General features: G+C 59.1%; 17 protein-coding genes and 4 tRNA genes. 14 read left to right on the top strand and 7 right to left on the bottom strand.

What is annotated here, in order from left to right; all coding sequences use genetic code 11:
- Nucleotides 1-72: 72 nt before the first annotated feature.
- The 10 genes from AB5750_RS06760 to folB all read left to right on the top strand — a co-directional run bounded on the left by AB5750_RS06760 (nt 73) and on the right by folB (nt 8,232).
- Nucleotides 73-146, top strand: a tRNA-Cys gene (locus tag AB5750_RS06760).
- Nucleotides 147-189: 43 nt separating this feature from the next.
- Nucleotides 190-265: transfer RNA gene (locus AB5750_RS06755), tRNA-Gly, on the top strand.
- 365 nt (nt 266-630) lie between these two features.
- Complete coding sequence (locus tag AB5750_RS06750) at nt 631-2,364, top strand: glycoside hydrolase family 13 protein (protein WP_368145527.1); 1,734 nt, start codon at nt 631-633, stop codon at nt 2,362-2,364.
- 132 nt (nt 2,365-2,496) lie between these two features.
- Nucleotides 2,497-2,572 (top strand) — tRNA-Gly (locus tag AB5750_RS06745).
- Nucleotides 2,573-2,575: 3 nt separating this feature from the next.
- A tRNA-Val gene (locus tag AB5750_RS06740) sits at nt 2,576-2,650 on the top strand.
- Nucleotides 2,651-3,261: 611 nt separating this feature from the next.
- Nucleotides 3,262-5,484 (top strand): anaerobic ribonucleoside-triphosphate reductase, encoded by a 2,223-nt coding sequence (gene nrdD / locus AB5750_RS06735; protein ID WP_196022652.1) that lies wholly within the window; start codon nt 3,262-3,264, stop codon nt 5,482-5,484.
- A gap of 430 nt (nt 5,485-5,914) precedes the next feature.
- Nucleotides 5,915-6,496, top strand: coding sequence for an anaerobic ribonucleoside-triphosphate reductase activating protein (nrdG, locus tag AB5750_RS06730; protein ID WP_161144848.1), 582 nt, complete (start codon nt 5,915-5,917; stop codon nt 6,494-6,496).
- Nucleotides 6,497-6,562: 66 nt separating this feature from the next.
- Nucleotides 6,563-7,120 carry a GTP cyclohydrolase I FolE gene (folE, locus tag AB5750_RS06725; protein ID WP_368145526.1) on the top strand — a complete coding sequence of 186 codons (558 nt, stop codon included), beginning with the start codon at nt 6,563-6,565 and terminating at the stop codon, nt 7,118-7,120.
- A gap of 1 nt (nt 7,121) precedes the next feature.
- The gene (locus AB5750_RS06720; protein ID WP_175406008.1) at nt 7,122-7,703 is read left to right on the top strand and encodes an HD domain-containing protein; all 582 of its coding nucleotides are present in this window, start codon (nt 7,122-7,124) and stop codon (nt 7,701-7,703) included.
- Nucleotides 7,704-7,746: 43 nt separating this feature from the next.
- The gene (gene folB / locus AB5750_RS06715) at nt 7,747-8,232 is read left to right on the top strand and encodes a dihydroneopterin aldolase (RefSeq protein WP_138112053.1); all 486 of its coding nucleotides are present in this window, start codon (nt 7,747-7,749) and stop codon (nt 8,230-8,232) included.
- A gap of 6 nt (nt 8,233-8,238) precedes the next feature.
- On the opposite strand, the gene AB5750_RS06710 is transcribed toward folB, so the two are convergent.
- The gene (locus tag AB5750_RS06710) at nt 8,239-9,015 is read right to left on the bottom strand and encodes a M48 family metallopeptidase (protein WP_368145525.1); all 777 of its coding nucleotides are present in this window, start codon (nt 9,013-9,015) and stop codon (nt 8,239-8,241) included.
- 74 nt (nt 9,016-9,089) lie between these two features.
- The gene (locus AB5750_RS06705; protein WP_368145524.1) at nt 9,090-10,103 is read right to left on the bottom strand and encodes a dipeptidase; all 1,014 of its coding nucleotides are present in this window, start codon (nt 10,101-10,103) and stop codon (nt 9,090-9,092) included.
- Between the two features lie 120 nt (nt 10,104-10,223).
- Here AB5750_RS06705 and AB5750_RS06700 point away from each other — a divergent pair, with 120 nt between their 5' ends.
- The 3 genes from AB5750_RS06700 to AB5750_RS06690 all read left to right on the top strand — a co-directional run bounded on the left by AB5750_RS06700 (nt 10,224) and on the right by AB5750_RS06690 (nt 12,115).
- Nucleotides 10,224-10,652, top strand: a complete 429-nt coding sequence (locus tag AB5750_RS06700) for an FKBP-type peptidyl-prolyl cis-trans isomerase (RefSeq protein WP_055286916.1) — start codon at nt 10,224-10,226, stop codon at nt 10,650-10,652.
- A 3-nt stretch (nt 10,653-10,655) separates the two neighbouring features.
- The gene (locus AB5750_RS06695; protein ID WP_271737079.1) at nt 10,656-11,234 is read left to right on the top strand and encodes an urease accessory protein UreE; all 579 of its coding nucleotides are present in this window, start codon (nt 10,656-10,658) and stop codon (nt 11,232-11,234) included.
- Nucleotides 11,235-11,317: 83 nt separating this feature from the next.
- Entirely contained in the window at nt 11,318-12,115 is a 798-nt protein-coding gene (locus AB5750_RS06690; RefSeq protein WP_368145523.1) for an HAD-IIB family hydrolase, read from the top strand.
- A 77-nt stretch (nt 12,116-12,192) separates the two neighbouring features.
- Here the strand turns inward: AB5750_RS06690 and AB5750_RS06685 are convergent, their stop codons facing one another.
- The 5 genes from AB5750_RS06685 to AB5750_RS06665 form a co-directional block, all read right to left on the bottom strand.
- Nucleotides 12,193-12,573, bottom strand: coding sequence for a Fur family transcriptional regulator (locus AB5750_RS06685; RefSeq protein WP_368145522.1), 381 nt, complete (start codon nt 12,571-12,573; stop codon nt 12,193-12,195).
- 61 nt (nt 12,574-12,634) lie between these two features.
- A complete protein-coding gene (locus tag AB5750_RS06680; RefSeq protein ID WP_196022659.1) occupies nt 12,635-13,045 on the bottom strand; it encodes an acylphosphatase in 411 nt (136 codons plus the stop codon).
- Nucleotides 13,046-13,047: 2 nt separating this feature from the next.
- On the bottom strand, nt 13,048-14,154 hold the full coding sequence (locus AB5750_RS06675; RefSeq protein ID WP_368145521.1) for a Gfo/Idh/MocA family protein: 1,107 nt from the start codon (nt 14,152-14,154) through the stop codon (nt 13,048-13,050).
- Between the two features lie 73 nt (nt 14,155-14,227).
- Nucleotides 14,228-14,764, bottom strand: coding sequence for a ribonuclease HI (rnhA, locus tag AB5750_RS06670; RefSeq protein ID WP_368145520.1), 537 nt, complete (start codon nt 14,762-14,764; stop codon nt 14,228-14,230).
- Nucleotides 14,765-14,776: 12 nt separating this feature from the next.
- Nucleotides 14,777-15,715, bottom strand: a complete 939-nt coding sequence (locus AB5750_RS06665; RefSeq protein ID WP_368145519.1) for a LysR family transcriptional regulator — start codon at nt 15,713-15,715, stop codon at nt 14,777-14,779.
- A 273-nt stretch (nt 15,716-15,988) separates the two neighbouring features.
- On the opposite strand from AB5750_RS06665, the gene AB5750_RS06660 reads away from it, so the two are divergent.
- Nucleotides 15,989-17,299 carry an O-acetylhomoserine aminocarboxypropyltransferase/cysteine synthase family protein gene (locus tag AB5750_RS06660; RefSeq protein ID WP_368145518.1) on the top strand — a complete coding sequence of 437 codons (1,311 nt, stop codon included), beginning with the start codon at nt 15,989-15,991 and terminating at the stop codon, nt 17,297-17,299.
- Nucleotides 17,300-17,301 lie beyond the last annotated feature (2 nt).

The raw sequence follows: 17,301 nt of genomic DNA, 5'->3' as shown, positions 1-17,301 counted from the left end.
GGTTGGGGTCGCGGGTTCGAGCCCCGTTGTCCGCTCCATTGCATTTCCGGACCGTTTAGGCGGTCCTTTTTCGGCGAAGTGGCCAAGTGGTAAGGCAGAGGCCTGCAAAGCCTTTACCCCCGGTTCGAATCCGGGCTTCGCCTCCAGGCAACATCCGGGCGCTCCGGTGCCCGTTTTGTTTTTACATATGCGGACATGGCTCAGTTGGTAGAGCACAACCTTGCCAAGGTTGGGGTCGCGGGTTCGAGCCCCGTTGTCCGCTCCAAGCGTAACAGCCCGACTACCACGGTAGCCGGGCTTTTTCGTACCCATCGCATGGGCTCGAACCCGAGAGGGAGCGAGCGATAAGCAAACGCGGAGCGTTTGTAGCGAGCTGGCGAGGTCGCCGACAGGCGGCCGAAGCCGGTGCGGATCCGCGAAGCGGATACGCGGACGCCCCGTTGTCCGCTCCAAACGCAACAGCCCGGCTACCACGGTAGCCGGGCTTTTTTGTATCCATCGCATGGGCTCGAACCCGAGAGGGGGCGATCGTTTTGGGGCGTGGCTGTGGCGTTGTTTGTCGCGAATGTCCGCTTTGGGCGTATCATCGTGGGCATCTCGCATAACCTCGTTGCAAGGGAGATACGCCCCATGGCTACAGAAAAGTCTTCTTCGCGCTCATGGATGTCCGATGCCGCGATCTATCAGATCTACCCGCGCTCGTTTAAGGATTCGACTGGTTCGGGTCTGGGCGATATCGCGGGCATTACCCAGCAGATGGACTATCTTGAGCGGCTGGGTATCGAGGCCATCTGGCTGAGCCCGTTTTACCCTTCGCCTCTTGTCGATGGCGGCTATGATGTGGCGGACTACTGCGATGTCGACCCACGTCTCGGCTCGCTTGACGACTTCGATGACATGATCGCTGCGGCTCACGCGCGCGGCATCAAGGTCATCGTCGACATCGTGCCCAACCATTCATCCAACCAGCACCCCTGGTTCAAAGCCGCTCTTGCCGCCGGCCCCGGATCGCCCGAACGCGCCCGTTATATCTTCCGCGATGGTCGCGGCGAGCATGGCGAGCTGCCTCCCACCAATTGGAATGCCAACTTTGGCGGCCCCGCATGGACGCGTGTTGCGGACGGTCAGTGGTATCTGCACATGTTTACGCCCGAGCAGCCGGACTTTGACTGGTCATGCCCTGAGGTTCACGCGCTCTTTTGCGACGTCCTGGCGTTTTGGAGCGATCGAGGCGTCGACGGCTTTCGCATTGATGTGGCGCAGGGTCTCGCCAAGGATCTCGACCGCGATGACCTCGACCGGTGGCATCTCGCCGAGGGCGATGACATGGTTGACGACGGCACCCATCCGCTGTGGGACCGCAATGAGGTCCACGAGATCTATCGCGAGTGGCGCCGCGTGTTCGACCGCTATAATCCGCCGCGCAGTGCCGTTGCCGAGGCGTGGGTGCTGCCCGAGCGCCAGTATCTCTACGCGCGTCCCAGCGAGCTTGGCCAGACATTCAACTTTGAGTTTGCCAAGGCCACTTGGACCTATGATGACATGCACACTGCAATCGAGAAGGGCTTGAAGGCAGCCGTCGAATCCGATTCCGCCTCGACCTGGGTACTCTCCAACCACGACGTGCCGCGCGTGGCGACACGCTATGCCCTGCCGCAAATCAAGGCGACGCGCTACCACCAGATTGCGCTCGACTGGCTCTTGCGCGACGGGTCGTCTTATGACGAGGACCGTGAACTCGGCGAGCGCCGCGCGCGGGCGGCCCTTTTGCTTGAGCTGGCGCTTCCGGGCTCGGCATACGTGTATCAGGGTGAGGAGCTCGGCCTTTTTGAGGTGGCTGATATCCCGTGGGCTGCACTCGAAGACCCTACTGCGACCAATACGCACGGACCGAAGCGTGAGAAGGGGCGCGACGGCTGTCGTGTGCCCCTGCCGTGGGTGGCGGCGGACGATCCCGCGCATGGCGGATCGTTTGGGTTTTCGCCGGCAGACGCCGATGCGGCGCCCCATCTGCCGCAGCCTGCATGGTTTTCCGATTATGCTGCCGATAGGGAAGAAGCGGACCCGACATCGATGCTTGCGCTCTATCGTGACGCCCTCTGGCTGCGGCGCAAGCTGCGCGGTTGCGCCAACGATCTTGCGTGGCTCGATCTTGACGGGCGCACCGGTCTTGCGGATGGTGCCGAGGGCGCCGAGGGCGGCGTCATCGCCTATCGCCGCGACAACGGCTGGGCGTGTGTGACGAACTTCGGCGCAGCACCCGTGGAGCTGCCGGCGGGCAGGGTCCTGCTCACCTCATCACCGCTTGCAGACGGCAGGCTCGCGCAGGACAGCTCTGCCTGGATCATGCTCGGTGAGATGTAGGGGCATCTCGCTGCGAGCCTGCGTTTGTTCGCGCCTTTCGTGACGACTGATGCCCTCGCGAGAGCGTCGCAAAACTTTTTAAAAAAAGTTCTTGCATAGGATGCGGGCATCACGTAAGATTAATTCTCGTAAGCGGACATGGCTCAGTTGGTAGAGCACAACCTTGCCAAGGTTGGGGTCGCGGGTTCGAGCCCCGTTGTCCGCTCCATTTGGGCGTTTAGCTCAGGGGGAGAGCGCTTCCCTGACACGGAAGAGGTCAGAAGTTCAAATCTTCTAACGCCCACCAAATGTTCGCAGCTCAGAGGCTATGTCCTCTGGGCTGTTTTGTTTTGCTACCAAGCACGCCGTCAAATATGCCACCAAATATTGATCCAAGGTCCCCGTAGAGGTGCCGGCAGATTGCATACGTCCTGGCCGACCGTGACCGCAACATGTTGGTCAAGCATAATCTTTTGGATTCTTTTGGCGTGAGCGGCTTGGTTTTGGTAGGATTTGTCAGCGGCTTGACTAAGGGGGTTTTATAACTGCCATGCAGGTAGCCGTGTTGGTAACGTTTTACCGACTTCCCAAGAACCCCTCATTTTTAATGCGTCTGCAAAATGACTAATTGCTTTGACCTGCTGAAACACTATATGTTGTGTTTGACCTAAAAAAAGAATACAGGATATAGATGCCTCTTTGTCGTATGATAGATGGCGGACAGAGAACGAGAACCTTATTCGCCCCATTTGGATAGATCTTCGAGTCCCTTGATTGGCTGCGAGGATTGTCCGCATGAGGGCCTATGGTTATCGAGAACACAGATTGCGCGACGGCGCCGCAAGACAGGGGCAAGCCCTGCCGGGTATCGTTTGGCTCTGAAGCGCGATGAGGCTACGATGCGAAAGAGGCAAGAGGATGAAGATCATCAAGCGCAGCGGCACCGAGGTTGTCTTTGACATCGATAAGATCGTCAATGCCATCCGCGCCGCAAACTTGGAGGTCGAGGAGAGCTCTCGTCTTACCGACCGCCAGGTGGTTTACGCGGCACAAAACGTCGCCGAGGCATGCGAGAACGCGGGCCACACCGTGTCGGTCGAGGAGATCCAGGATTTGGTCGAGGACGAGATCATGCGCCTCGACTGCTACGAGGTCGCTCGCCATTACATCATCTATCGCTATGTTCAGAGCCTGAAGCGCCAGAAGAACACGACCGACGACAAGATTTTGTCGCTGATTGAGTGCAACAACGAAGAGGTTAAGCAGGAGAACTCCAACAAGAACCCGACCGTCAATTCCGTTCAGCGTGACTACATGGCCGGCGAGATCTCTAAGGACCTGACTCAGCGTGTGCTGCTGCCCCAAGAGATCGTGGATGCCCATAATGAGGGCTTGATCCATTTCCACGATTCGGATTACTTTGCCCAGCACATGCACAACTGCGATCTGGTGAACCTGGAGGACATGCTCCAGAACGGCACTGTTATTTCGGGCACGCTGATCGAGAAGCCGCACAGCTTCTCGACTGCCTGCAACATCGCGACGCAGATCATCGCTCAGGTTGCTTCCTCCCAGTACGGTGGCCAGTCGATTTCGTTGACCCATCTTGCCCCGTTTGTCGAGGTGAGCCGTCAAAAGATTCGCGGCGAGGTCGCCCGCGAGCTCGAGGAGCTCGGCGTCTCTGCGTCTGCCGAGAAGGTCCGTGAGGTCGTTGAGGACCGTCTGCGTGACGAGATCCGTCGCGGCGTCCAGACGATTCAGTATCAGGTCGTGACCCTTATGACCACCAATGGCCAGGCGCCGTTCGTGACGGTCTTTATGTATCTTAACGAGGCCCGTACGCCTCAGGAGAAGCACGACCTTGCCATGATCGTGGAGGAGACGCTTCGCCAGCGCTACGAGGGCGTTAAGAACGAGGCCGGCGTATGGATCACCCCGGCATTCCCCAAACTTATCTATGTACTCGAGGACGATAACGTTCACGAGGATTCCCCGTACTTCTACCTGACCCAGCTGGCTGCCAAGTGCACTGCCAAGCGTATGGTGCCCGATTACATCTCCGAGAAGAAGATGCGCGAGCTCAAGCTGTCTAAGGGCGAGACCGCCGGCAACGGCGATTGCTACACCTGCATGGGTTGCCGCAGTTTCCTGACGCCTGACCGTTCGGGCAACGGCTTTAACAATGTCGCCAACGCGCTGAACTACGACCCGGCCAAGCCTAAGTACTACGGTCGCTTTAACCAGGGCGTTGTGACCATCAACCTGCCCGATGTCGCACTGAGCTCGCATCAGGACATGGACAAGTTCTGGAAGATCTTCGACGAGCGCCTTGAGCTGTGCCACCGCGCCCTGCTGTGCCGTCATGAGCGTCTGATGGGTACGCTTTCGGATGCCGCACCGATTCTTTGGCAGTACGGTGCCCTCGCCCGCCTGAAGAAGGGCGAGACGATCGACAAGCTGCTCGTGGGCGGTTACTCCACCATTAGTCTGGGTTATGCCGGCCTGTATGAGTGCGTCAAGTACATGACGGGCCACAGCCACACCGAGAAGGAGGGCACGCCCTTTGCCATGGCCGTCATGCAGCGCATGAACGACAAATGTGCTGAGTGGAAAGCCGCGAGCGACATCGATTTCTCGCTGTACGGCACGCCGCTGGAGTCGACGACGTATAAGTTCGCCAAGTGCCTGCAGCGCCGTTTTGGCATTATCCCGGGCGTGACGGACAAGGGCTACATCACCAACAGCTACCACGTCCACGTGTCCGAGGAGATCGACGCATTCGACAAGCTCAAGTTCGAGGGTATGTTCCAGCAGCTTTCGCCGGGCGGTGCCATCTCCTACGTCGAGGTTCCCAACATGCAGGACAACCTCAAGGCTGTCATTCGCGTGATGCAGTACATCTACGACAACATCATGTACGCCGAGCTCAACACCAAGAGCGATTATTGCCAGGTGTGCGGTTACGACGGCGAGATCAAGATTGTCGAGGATGACGGCAAGCTGGTGTGGGAGTGCCCCAACTGCGGCAACCGCGATCAGGAGAAGATGAACGTCGCCCGTCGTACGTGCGGCTACATCGGTACCCAATTCTGGAACCAGGGTCGAACCGAGGAGATCCGCGACCGCGTGCTGCATCTCTAATAACCATCCCAGACCGCCCCGTAGCGAGGCCCCGGACCTTTACTCGCTATTTCGGACAGTCCTGGCTCACGACGGAGGCGCCACTGGCGCCTCCTGTTCGTGCGGAACTCATATCGAGCAAAGGTCCGGGGCCTCGCTACGGGGCAGTCAAGTTGACGTAACTGAGATGCAGCTCGTGGTCTGCTCACTCCTCGAAGTTCTTAGCGGACATGAGTTGACTTGCAACAACGCTTTGCTTGCGATGACGGTTGAGCTGCAACAAAGTTTTTATTAGACCTCGAACCCTATACTCGATGTTCGCTACGTTCATTGAGTATCGCTCGCGAGGGGTCTGGAGTATATCATCCCGCCCGCAGTTCTGCAGCGAGCGCAGCGAGCGAAGCTGTTTGAGGACGGGATGATATACTCCAGACCCCCAGAAAGGTTACCTATGAACTACGCGAACATTAAGTATTTCGACATTGCTGATGGGGAAGGCGTTCGTACTTCTCTGTTTGTGAGTGGGTGCCGTCGTGGGTGCAAGAACTGCTTTAACTCTGTCGCGTGGGACTTTGCTGCGGGCGAGCCGTTCGATCGTGCCGTCGAGGACAAGATTATCGAGAGCCTCGATCATCCCTTTATTGACGGCCTGACGATTCTGGGCGGCGAGCCTATGGAGCCCGAGAATCAGGTGGGGCTTGTTGACTTTATCGAACGCGTGCGTGCGGCCTATCCCGCGGGGTCAGGAAAGACCATTTGGTGTTTTACCGGCGACGTGCTCGAGGAGCTTATGCCGGGTGGTCGTCACCATACCGAGGCGACGGACCGTATCCTTGCCTGCCTCGATATGTTGGTGGATGGCCCGTTTGTTCAGGAGCTGTACGATATCTCATTGCGTTTTAGGGGCTCGAGTAACCAGCGTGTGATCGATATGAACGCTACGCGCGACCGTGCTGAGCGCGAGGGTGTTGCGCTTTGTGATGCGGTTGAACTTTGGCGGGACGATCCAGTCTATTCGACCCATACTATGTAGCTTGTGGCCGATGCCAAAGGGCGTGGTACCATAGCGCGAACGTGAAATCGGAAAAGTGAGGCCCAGATGGTCGATCAGGAAAAAGTCGAGGCCGCCATTAAGCTGTTGCTTGAGGGCATAGGCGAGGACCCAACTCGTGAGGGCCTGCTGGAGACCCCGGCGCGCGTTGCCCGTATGTATGGTGAGATCGCCGGCGGTATGGATCAGAGTGCCGAGGAGCACCTGTCCAAAACCTTTGCCGTCGCTTCGAACGACTTGGTTATCGAGCGCGACATCACGTTCTACTCGCTGTGCGAACATCATCTGCTGCCGTTTTATGGCAAGGCCGCCATTGGTTATATCCCCAACGGCCGTGTCGCAGGGCTCTCTAAGCTTGCCCGCACGGTTGAGGTCTACGCCCGTCGTCTGCAGCTGCAGGAGCAGCTGTGCGCACAGGTTGCCGATGCCCTCATGGAGTATCTCGCTCCCCAGGGAGCGATTGTGCTCATGGAGGCTGAGCATATGTGCATGACCATGCGCGGCGTGCAAAAGCCTGGCACCAAGACCGTGACGCTCTCTCGCCGCGGCGTCTTTGAGACCGATCCCGCGCTCGAGGAGCGGTTCTTTAGGATGCTGGGCCGTTAGCATGAGGGTCGTCAACGACTTTACATCGAAGACCGATGAGGGGACGCCGCGTCGCGGCTTCATGGCTTCGGGCCTGGCCCCCTTTGATGCCATGCCTCGCATTGATTACATTTGTGCCAACGGGCTGTTTCGGCGGCACCTGGGCAACATTGCGCAGTTGGAATCGGGGCGCATCTTCTGCCGCCACGGTATTGACCATCTGCTCGATGTCGCTCGCATTATGTGGATCAAGAATCTCGAGGAACAGCTCGAATTTGACCGCGAGGTCATCTACGCCACGGCACTTCTTCACGATATCGGCAAAGATGAACAGTATGAATCGGGTATATCCCATGATGTTGCAAGCGAACGCGTCGCTGATGCGATTCTCGGCGGCATGCCCGATGATGTGGCGTTTGAGCCGGCCGATGCCGCAGCCATTAAGACGGCCATTCTGGGCCATCGAAAGCTGCGCGTGAACAGCCAACCGCTTGAGCGTCTGCTCTATGCGGCCGATAAAGCGTCGCGCGCCTGCTTTGCATGCCCCGCGCGCAATGCTTGCAACTGGAGCGATGATAAAAAGAACCTGTCGATTCGCGTGTAGTTAGTTTGCGCGGTCGGGGTTCTAAACGAAGGAGACGATCGCGATGAGCAATAAGAAACTGCCCGAGAATGCAACCAAGACTGAAGGTGCCGAGCTCGCCCGCCGTGGAAGGGGCGAAATATCCACCGCAACGGCGGTACCCCACGTGAGCTATGACGATCTGCGCCATGCCGACCGCATCACCGTTGAAGGTCTCGAAGTCTTTGCCAACCACGGCGTGTATCCCGAGGAGAACGCGCTGGGCCAGAAGTTCATCGTGTCCTTGGTGCTCTATGCCGACCTGCGTGCAGCGGGGGAGCACGATAACCTGGACGCCTCGATTGACTATGGCTCGGTGTGCCACGATGTCGATGGCTATCTGCGCGAGCATACGTTTAAGCTCATCGAGGCTGCAGCCGAGGGTGTGGCCTCGATGCTGCTACGTCGTTACCCCCTGCTGCTTGGCGTGCGTGTTAAGCTCGATAAGCCTTGGGCGCCCGTCGGTCTTCCCCTGGCAAGCTGCGGCGTCGAGATCGAGCGCGTGCGCTAACCGACGCTAGAGCTCGTTGGCGGGCGGTTTTTTGAGCCGCTGCGACAGAACCCTATTGTTGGGACAGTACGTGTCGAGCAGGGCATGGAACCGCTGATTGTGGCTTGGCTCGAGCAAATGGACGAGCTCGTGGGCGACAACCATGTCAAGGCACTCGACGGGGTAGGCGGCAAGTTCGCGTGCAATGCGAATGGTGCCGGTTTTGGGCGTGCATGAGCCCCAGCGCGTTTTCATGCTGCGTACGGAAACGCGGGAAATGGCGACACCCATTGCGATTTCGTATGCGTGCACCATATCGCGCAGCGCCGATGTGACTTCGGACGTATAGAGCTGGTCGATGTGGATCTGGAGTTCTTTGGGCGTTAGGCCGTCGAGGGTTGCGCGCCGCTTGGCCTGTGGGCGTTCGTTCGATTTGTCGGCACCTATAAAACTTGCGAAGGTGGCCTGCTTGGGCCGCGGTGCGGGTGACTTAAAGTTGTGATCGAGCGCATCTTGTACCGTGATGGGCTTGCCCCAAAGTGCAATGATGGACGAGGGGCTGAGCGGCTCTCGCGCCGTCGCCTGACGTTGCTCGCGCTGGGCAAGCCGGCTGATAATCCAGGTGCTGTTGCGCTTCACAAACGCTTCGATACGCTCGCGGCTGGCGCCGAGCGGTGCACTGGCGTGGACCTCACCGCTCGATGTGACGCGTAGGTTGAAGTTCTTGACGCGCTTTTTGGTAACGACGACGGGGATGGATGTGCCATCCGGTCGGGATACGGTAATCGTAAATTGCTGCGTCAAAAGCGGTCCTTCAGATTGGGGACGGGCCGGCATGTCGACCGTTCGGCATGCCGGCCCGCTCAAGGGATGTGAAATTAATAACGCTCAAAGAAGGCAAGCGCGTTGTCGCTGCAGAGCTTTTGCATCACGGTCTTGCCAAAATGCTTGGAAAGCATGTTCTGGAACTCGGGCATCTTGCTGGCATCGGAGAGGAAAGCGGGCACCGTGGCGCCGTCCCAGTCGCCGCCGAGCGCGATGACGTCCTCGCCGCCCAGGTCGAGCCAGTGCTCGATATGTGCCGCCAGCTGGTCGAAGGTGACGTCTGCGGCGGTCTTGTCGGTTGCGTCGTTGGAAAGGAACTCGCTGCAGTAGTTGAGGCCGACGATGCCACCCATGTCGCGGATGGTGTGGAACTGGTCGTCGGTAAGGTTGCGTTTGGCGCCGCAAACCGCACGGGAGTTGGAGTGGCTGGCGACGAAGGGACGCGTGGCGCGGGCGGCGACCTCGTCAAAGCACTCATCGTTGAGGTGGGAGACGTCGAGCACCATGCCAGCGTGCTCCATCTGCGTAAGCGCCTCGATGCCGGCGGCGGTGAGGGCGGCGTGGGTGTCGTGGCCGCTCGCGAGCGGTCCCTGCGCGTTCCAGCTGAGTGATGACATGAGTACGCCCAAGCTCTTGAGCACCTCGATCAGCGCGGGGTCCTCGGCAAAGAACGTGGCGTTTTCGATGGTGTGGATGCAGGCGACCTTGCCGTCTTTGAGCGCGGGGCGAATGTCTGCCGCGCTGCGTACGTTGACCATGCGGTCGTGGTTGAGCATTGCCTGGCCGCTCATATGCGCCATGATCTGCGCCTGGAAGCGCGCGGCGTGGGCGGTGGGAATCTCATCGGGGACAAACGTGGCGAAGCACTGTGCCCACGGCGTGTTGCCGATCTTTGCGAGCGAGATGGCGCAGGCGTTGCCCTCGATGAGGTCGAAATCTTGCGGATGCGTTTCGTCGCCGGGGAAATAACCGTCGGTGCCGGCGGTAAAGCGCAGGTCGAGATCGAGCGTGGCCCAGCCGATGCGGTCGGCGGTGTCGCAGTGTAGGTCAAATACGGGATATGCCATGGTTCCTCCGGTTGCAGCGTTTCTTTGCAAACTGTCATTGAATTGTATGACTAGGGTATAGTTAGCGCCATATGTTCACGGCGGCCCGCGTTGTGCGCCGCCCTTATCACGGAGGTTACCATGTCCAACCAGGGCAAGAAGGTCAAGACCCATTATCGCGGCACGCTCGATGACGGCACGCAGTTCGATAGCTCCTACGATCGCGGCGAGCCGCTGGAGTTCACCTGCGGCGCCGGTCAGATGATCAAGGGCTTCGACGCCGCTGTTGTCGACATGCAGGTGGGCGAGAAGAAGACCGTGCACATCCCGGCTGCCGATGCCTACGGCGAGCACAATCCCGAGATGGTTATTACCTTCCCGGCCGAACAGGTTCCCAACATCGAGCAGATCGAGAAGGGCATGAAGCTTTTCCTGTCCACGCCGAGCGGTATGCCCGTCCCTGCTGTGGTCATCGATGTAACGCCCGAGGCCGTGACGCTCGACGCCAACCACGAGCTGGCCGGCAAGGACCTCAACTTTGATATCGAGCTCGTCGAGGTCGAGGGTTAGAGTATGTCCGAGCGCTTGGTTTCGACGACATGCTTGGGAAATCTCAACGATCCGTCCTATGAACTCCTGCTCCGCCGGAATTTGGGCGGCGTCTTTGAAGTTGACGAGCTACTGCTCGATTGGGACCAGGCTGATGTATGCGCGTTTGCGGGCGTGACGGAGCTGGGGCGCACGATCGATGTTCGGCCGGATGCTACCGACGGTGGTCGTCTTGCCGACGGCGACGTGCTCGCCATTGACCGTTCGGGCGTGGTGCCCGTGGCGGTTGTCGTGCGCCTGCGCAGCGCCGAGGTTTATTTGGTCGAAGTCGACCGCATGGATCCGATTGCGCTCGCGCATGCGTGCTGGGAGATCGGCAATATGCATGCGCCGCTTTTCCGAGGCGATTCGGACGAGCATACCGTGCGCATGTATACGCCGGTGCAGCCTGTTTTGGGCCGCATGCTCCGGGGCGTCGAGGGCGTTCGGCTCTCGAGGGTTATCCGTGAACTCGATTCGGACCGGCGCTTTGCGTCGAGTGCGGCGGATGCCGTTGTGAGCATGGCTCCCGACTTTACGATCGTAAAGAAGGCGCGCGGTTAACGTGCGTATAAGTAAGACGGACTTTGAGAGGCAACTATTCAAAGTCCGTCTTTCTGTTGATGAGATGCTGTGGGGGAAAGCATATGGGTCTTGAGGGAATCAAGCTGATTGCATGCGATTTGGACGGCACATTGCTGCATCCGGGGGAGCACGAGCCGCGTTCCGAGGCCTTTGAGCTCATCGATGAACTGCATCGTCGCGGTATCGTGTTTATGCCGGCGAGCGGCCGTCAATATGCGAGCTTGCGCTACCTGTTTGCCCCGGTGGCCGATGAGCTCGCCTATGTATGCGAAAACGGAGCCCTGGTGATGAGCGAGGGGCGTGCCGTTGTCAAGCGTTCCATGGAGCGTAGCCTTGCTATGGATATCGCGAATGCCGTGGTTGCGTATCCCCATGCCGACGTGACCCTTTCATGTGAGGGACACCTCTACACCATGAGCGGCAACGATGCGTTCGTCGATCATTTGCGCTATGAGGTCCACTGCGATGTGGCGGTGGTCGATCGCCCCGAGGACATCGACGAGGACGTCATTAAGATTGCCTTCCAGACGACCGAGGTGGATCAGCCGGCGGCCCTGGAGTATTTCGAGCGCCTCTTTAGCGACCGTGTTGACGTGATGACGTCGGGAACCGAATGGACGGACTTTATCGGTTTCGGTTCGGGCAAGGGCTCCGCGCTTGCCGATTACGGTCGTGCCCTGGGTATTTCGCCCGATGAGATGATGGCGTTTGGCGATAACGAAAACGATCGCGACATGCTCAACGTCGTGGGCCATCCCTATCTGATGGAGAGCTGCAACCCCTCTATGCGTGGCATTAACGACCGCGTCCGCTACGTGCGCACGGTCGAAGAAGAGCTGCGTCGTCTACTTGCTGAGTAGACATTTGGGACATGTCTAGAAATCTACTTTTTGCTGCAAAGTGCGGAAAGGTGGATTTTAAGGCATGTTCCAAACATCTACCTACAGTCGGGGCAGAGACCCTCGAAGATGGTGTAGTGCGACGTGACGTGCCAGCCGATTTGCTCGGACGCCTTGGCGTCGAGCTGGGCATCGAAGGGGAGCGGTACGTCGATGACGCGGCTGCACGAGGTGCAGATGATATGCGCATGCGGCTCGATCGTGCGATCGAAGCGGCTGCCGCCCGGCGTCTTGATGGAGAGAATCTCGCCGGCATCTGCCAAGAGATTGAGGTTGCGGTAGACTGTGCCGCGGCTGATCTTGTCATCCTGTTCGCGCGCGGCGTTGTAGATTTCGTCGGCGGTGGGATGGTTATAGCTTTGGCGCACGGCGTCAAGAACCAGCTTTCGCTGCTTGGTATTCCTTCTTTGCACCGCCATGCGCCTCGCCTCTTTTCTATTAACGGTCGTAGGTAAATGATACCGTATTTAGCACACAATACTAATAATGAGGACTGAAACCGTCTTCATTGGCAAGTGGGGCTCGGGCCTGGGCGTCTACAAGGCGAAAACGCGTTCCCATGCGCTCGTAGGAGGCATGAAGCGCCTCGAGATGAGATAGGACGTTTGCCGGAGTTCCCTGTATCTCCATCTCGACTGAGCCGTCTTCCATGTTACGCACCCAGCCGGTGAGTGCGCGTGCCTGTGCGAGGTTGGTGTTGGTAAAGCGAAAACCAACGCCTTGGACTTGCCCCGCCCAGCGCAGGAAATAGCGCAGGGGAGTGTCTTGAGTGGCCTCGTCGCTTGCGAGTACGGTAAGCCTGCGGCGCAGCTCGAGCTCGACGTTTGATGGTTTTTGAGGCTCTCGACTGCCGCCGGTGACGCTGGAGAAGAACGTATCGAAGAGGCCCATCGCTATGCCTGCTTGCCTGCGTCGGCCGGGAAGGTAATGCCGGCCTGCTGGCGCACGGCATCCATGATGCGCAGTGAGACGAGCGTGACATCGCGGTAGTGGCCAAGCTCGTGGCGTCCCGCCGGGGTCTCCCAAATCTCTTCCTTAACGTTATCGATGCCGTCGATGGCGGTGATAAAGTCTGTGAGTTCGTATTCCATAGTGTTGCTCGATTTGGGCAGGTCGAGCACGCGGCCGTTGTCGCCCTGTTCGCGCGGTGCCTCGGTCGCCGAGCCGCGTACGACTTCGCCGCGATAGTCGATGCGGACGTTGCGGGGCGTGGACAGATGGTCGATCTGGATAGTGCCGTGCTCGCCTTCGATCTGCGAGGGCAGCAGGTCATTCGTAATTTTGGAGTGCGCGAGCTCGACGGAGATACGGCCACCGCCGTAGCTGGCGAGGATGGAACCGCAGCCATCGATGGGGCCGTGCGTGAGCTGTCGCGTGGTGGGGTCGAGCAGAGTAGTCATACTCGTAAGGCCGGAGGGCATGCCGAAAATCTCGACCATGGGCTCGACGGTGTAGACGCCAATGTCCATGAGGGAACCCGATGCCATATTGCAGTCGAAGATATTGGTGGCGCGTCCCGCGAGAATCTCGTTGTAGCGCGAGGAATACTTGCCAAAGCGCAATGAGGCGCGGCGGATGGGGGCGATCTCGCCCAGGGCGTCCTCGATGGCGTGGAAGGCGGGATCGTGGAGGGGACGCATGGCCTCGAGGGCCACGACACCTGCTGCCTCGGCAGCGCGGGAGACTTCCAGCGCCTGCGCTTCGGTGGCGCAGAAGGGTTTCTCGACGATGACGTGCTTGCCACCGGCGATGCAGGCAAGGGCCTGCTCGTAGTGAAGTGCGTTAGGGCTGCCGATATAGACGGCGTCGACGTCGGCGGCTACCGCAAGCTCATCGAGTGACGTAAAGTTTCGCTCACCACCGCGCTCGGCGGTAAAGGCAGTACCGCGATTGGCGTCGCGTGAAAGCGTGCCCACAAACGCGGCTTGGTCGTTGGCGTTGACGACTTGGATAAAGTCGTCGGTGATCGTGGATGTGCCGATGGTCGCGATGCGCAGCATACGTCCCCCTTGCGTTGTTTGGTCTACAGGATGAGTGTAGCGCGTGGGGATATAAAGCTGCGCGAAAACGCTATTACAGGTCGCTCTCGTTAAAGCCGGTGTCGATATCGAGGTTACTGCCGTCGGCCGCCGTGGTGGCGAGCTCATCGCAGCGCTCGTTGAGCTCGTGGCCGGCGTGACCCTTAACCCAGATGAACTCAACCTTGTGCTTGCTTTTGGCGGTGAGTAGGCGCTCCCACAGGTCGCGGTTCTTGACGGGCTGCTTGTTGGCGGTTTTCCATCCGCGCTTTTTCCAGCCGTCGATCCAGTGTTTATTGAAAGCGTTGACGACGTACTGCGAATCGGAATGGACCTCGACCTCGCAGGGGCGGTTAAGTGCCTCGAGCGCCACGATGACCGCCATGAGCTCCATGCGGTTGTTGGTGGTCTTGGCGTAGCCGCGCGAAAGCTCGGAGGTGAAGGTCTTGCCGGCGGGGTTGGTGTATTTGAGCACGGCGCCGTAGCCGCCGCGTCCCGGATTTGATCGGGCCGAGCCGTCGGTATAGATGATGACCTTCACATGGTTCCTTTCGTTGGGTATGTTTCGTGCGAGTGACCATTGTAGCGCCATGCCCGCCGGGGGCTAGCAATCTACGATTTCTACCCCGTCTTCCGACAGTTGGTTGGCATGGATGATGCGGTTGAGCTCGTCGAGGTATTGCTGCAAGAGGGGAGAGGGTTTGCGCTCGTCGTGCATGATATAGCCTACGTGCATCGTTGGGGCGTCTGCCAGCGGGATCGAGGCCATGCCCCACTGCGTTTCATTGGAGAGGACACCGGTCGATAGGGTGTAGCCGTTCGACGTGATAAGTAAGTTGGTAAGTGTTCCGCGGTCCGAGATTCGTATGTTGCGGTCGCAAGGGATATAGCTAAAAGGTTCCTCGGCGTAATAGAAGGAGTTCGAGGTGCCTTGCTCAAAGCTGTAGCGCGTATATGGTGTGAGGTCGGCAAGGGACAGCTGCGGGCGGCGGGCAAGCGGGTGGCGCTCGCTAACGAAGACGTGGACCGTCGCGTCGAAGAGGGGATGGAAGCTCGCGCGCGCATCGGCAAAAGCCTTCTGCAGAACGCGGACGTTAAAGTCGTCCAGATAGAGGATGCCGATGTCGCTGCGAAACGCGCGGACGTCATCGATGATCTGCGATGTGGTGGTCTCGCGCATGATGAACTCGAACTTGCTGTCGCGGCAGCGCTCGACCACGTTGACAAAGGCCTCGACCGAAAAGGCGTAGTGCTGGGCGGAGATGGCGAGGCGGGCTTGCGGGGTGCCGCCGTCCTCGTAGCGCGCCTCGAGCATGTCGGCCTGCTCTACGACCTGGCGCGCATAGCCCAAAAGCTCGGTGCCGTCGTTGGTGAGCGTGACGCCGCGGCTGGAGCGCGTAAAGATCTCCAGGTGGAGCTCCTGTTCCAGGCTTTTGACGGCGTTTGAGATGTTGGACTGAGCGGTATAGAGGCGCTGGGCTGCGGCATTGATTGAGCCGGACTCTGCTACGGCGATCAGGAAACGAAGCTGCTGGAGGGTCATCGGCGCCATCCTTTCGAGTGTTATCTATAAAACCGATAACAGGTTAGCGCTTTTAAGTGATTGACCGAGGGAAACAATGCTCGTACTATTCAAAACACACAAAGGCGGTAGGTAATTAAACCGACCACGGAACCGGGATGCGAAAGGAGGCCCGCATATGAATTGCTTACCAAGACGAATGCCGGGCTCCTGTTTGCGCCCGTCGGCGTGATCAGGAGACAGCGACTTACTTCTCTCTTATTTATTTACTTTCGTTCGATCAAGGAGATCATCATGAGCCAGTTCATCAACAACCCCGAGCACAACTTTGGTTTCGATACCCTGCAGCTTCATGTTGGCCAGGAGAGCGCCGACCCCGCATCCGACTCCCGCGCCGTGCCTATCTACCAGACCACGAGCTATGTGTTCCGCAATGCCCAGCACGCCGCCGATCGCTTTGGTCTTGCCGACGCCGGTAACATCTACGGCCGTCTGACCAACTCCACCCAGGGCGTCTTCGAGGACCGTATCGCCGCACTCGAGGGTGGCGTGGCAGGTCTTGCCGTCGCTTCCGGTGCTGCTGCCATCACCTATACCCTGCAGGCTCTTGCCCAGGCCGGTGACCATGTGGTTGCCCAGAAGACCATCTACGGTGGCTCCTACAACTTGCTGGAGCATACGCTCTCCCAGTTTGGCGTCGAGACCACCTTCGTCGATGCCCATAACCTGGAAGAGGTCGAGGGGGCCATCAAGGACAACACCACGGTCATCTATCTCGAGACGCTCGGCAACCCCAACTCCGACATCCCCAACATCGACGCCATCTCCGAGATCGCCAAGAAGCACGGTCTGCCGGTTGTCGTCGACAACACTTTCGGCACCCCGTATCTGTTCCGTCCGCTGGAGCATGGCGCCAACATCGTTGTCCACTCCGCAACCAAGTTCATCGGCGGCCACGGCACCTCGCTGGGCGGTGTGATCGTCGACGGCGGTAACTTCGATTGGAAGGCGAGCGGAAAGTACGCCCAGATCGCTGAGCCCAACCCCTCCTACCATGGTGTTTCGTTTGCCGAGGCTGCCGGTCCCGCCGCCTTCGCAACCTATGTCCGCGCCATCCTGCTGCGCGACGAGGGTGCCTGCATCAGCCCGTTCAACGCCTGGGTCCTGCTCCAGGGCACCGAGACCCTGTCGCTGCGCGTCGACCGCCATGTCGAGAACACCAAGAAGGTCGTTGAGTTCCTGGCTGGTGACAGCCATGTCGCCAAGGTGAACCACCCGAGCCTGCCTGAGCACCCCGATCACGAGCTCTATCAGAAGTACTTCCCCAACGGCGGCGCTTCGATCTTCACCTTTGAGATTAAGGGTGGCCAGGAGGCAGCTTGGAAGTTCATCGATCATCTGCAGGTGTTCTCGCTGCTCGCCAACGTGGCCGACGTCAAGTCGCTCGTCGTGCACCCGGCTACCACCACGCACTCCCAGCTCTCTGCCGAGGAGCTCGCCGAGCAGAACATCACGCCCTCCACGATCCGTCTTTCCATCGGTACCGAGAACGCCGAGGACATCATTTGGGATCTGAAGCAGGCCTTCGCCGCGCTGGACGAGTAAGG

The organism is Collinsella aerofaciens (genome assembly GCF_040926185.1).
Classification (GTDB): domain Bacteria; phylum Actinomycetota; class Coriobacteriia; order Coriobacteriales; family Coriobacteriaceae; genus Collinsella; species Collinsella aerofaciens_BC.
This window is presented reverse-complemented; position numbering and strand designations above follow the sequence as displayed.

Bases quoted from the DNA above. Each gene is read 5' to 3' on its own strand.
- AB5750_RS06690 (WP_368145523.1), top strand. From the start codon at position 11,318: ATGGGTCTTGAGGGAATCAAGCTGATTGCATGCGATTTGGACGGCACA.
- AB5750_RS06695 (WP_271737079.1), top strand. From the start codon at position 10,656: ATGTCCGAGCGCTTGGTTTCGACGACATGCTTGGGAAATCTCAACGAT.
- folE (WP_368145526.1), top strand. From the start codon at position 6,563: ATGGTCGATCAGGAAAAAGTCGAGGCCGCCATTAAGCTGTTGCTTGAG.
- AB5750_RS06665 (WP_368145519.1), bottom strand. From the start codon at position 15,715: ATGACCCTCCAGCAGCTTCGTTTCCTGATCGCCGTAGCAGAGTCCGGC.
- AB5750_RS06680 (WP_196022659.1), bottom strand. From the start codon at position 13,045: ATGGGCCTCTTCGATACGTTCTTCTCCAGCGTCACCGGCGGCAGTCGA.
- rnhA (WP_368145520.1), bottom strand. From the start codon at position 14,764: ATGGCGCTACAATGGTCACTCGCACGAAACATACCCAACGAAAGGAAC.
- nrdD (WP_196022652.1), top strand. From the start codon at position 3,262: ATGAAGATCATCAAGCGCAGCGGCACCGAGGTTGTCTTTGACATCGAT.
- folB (WP_138112053.1), top strand. From the start codon at position 7,747: ATGAGCAATAAGAAACTGCCCGAGAATGCAACCAAGACTGAAGGTGCC.
- AB5750_RS06700 (WP_055286916.1), top strand. From the start codon at position 10,224: ATGTCCAACCAGGGCAAGAAGGTCAAGACCCATTATCGCGGCACGCTC.
- AB5750_RS06660 (WP_368145518.1), top strand. From the start codon at position 15,989: ATGAGCCAGTTCATCAACAACCCCGAGCACAACTTTGGTTTCGATACC.
- AB5750_RS06675 (WP_368145521.1), bottom strand. From the start codon at position 14,154: ATGCTGCGCATCGCGACCATCGGCACATCCACGATCACCGACGACTTT.
- AB5750_RS06685 (WP_368145522.1), bottom strand. From the start codon at position 12,573: ATGGCGGTGCAAAGAAGGAATACCAAGCAGCGAAAGCTGGTTCTTGAC.
- AB5750_RS06750 (WP_368145527.1), top strand. From the start codon at position 631: ATGGCTACAGAAAAGTCTTCTTCGCGCTCATGGATGTCCGATGCCGCG.
- AB5750_RS06720 (WP_175406008.1), top strand. From the start codon at position 7,122: ATGAGGGTCGTCAACGACTTTACATCGAAGACCGATGAGGGGACGCCG.
- AB5750_RS06705 (WP_368145524.1), bottom strand. From the start codon at position 10,103: ATGGCATATCCCGTATTTGACCTACACTGCGACACCGCCGACCGCATC.
- nrdG (WP_161144848.1), top strand. From the start codon at position 5,915: ATGAACTACGCGAACATTAAGTATTTCGACATTGCTGATGGGGAAGGC.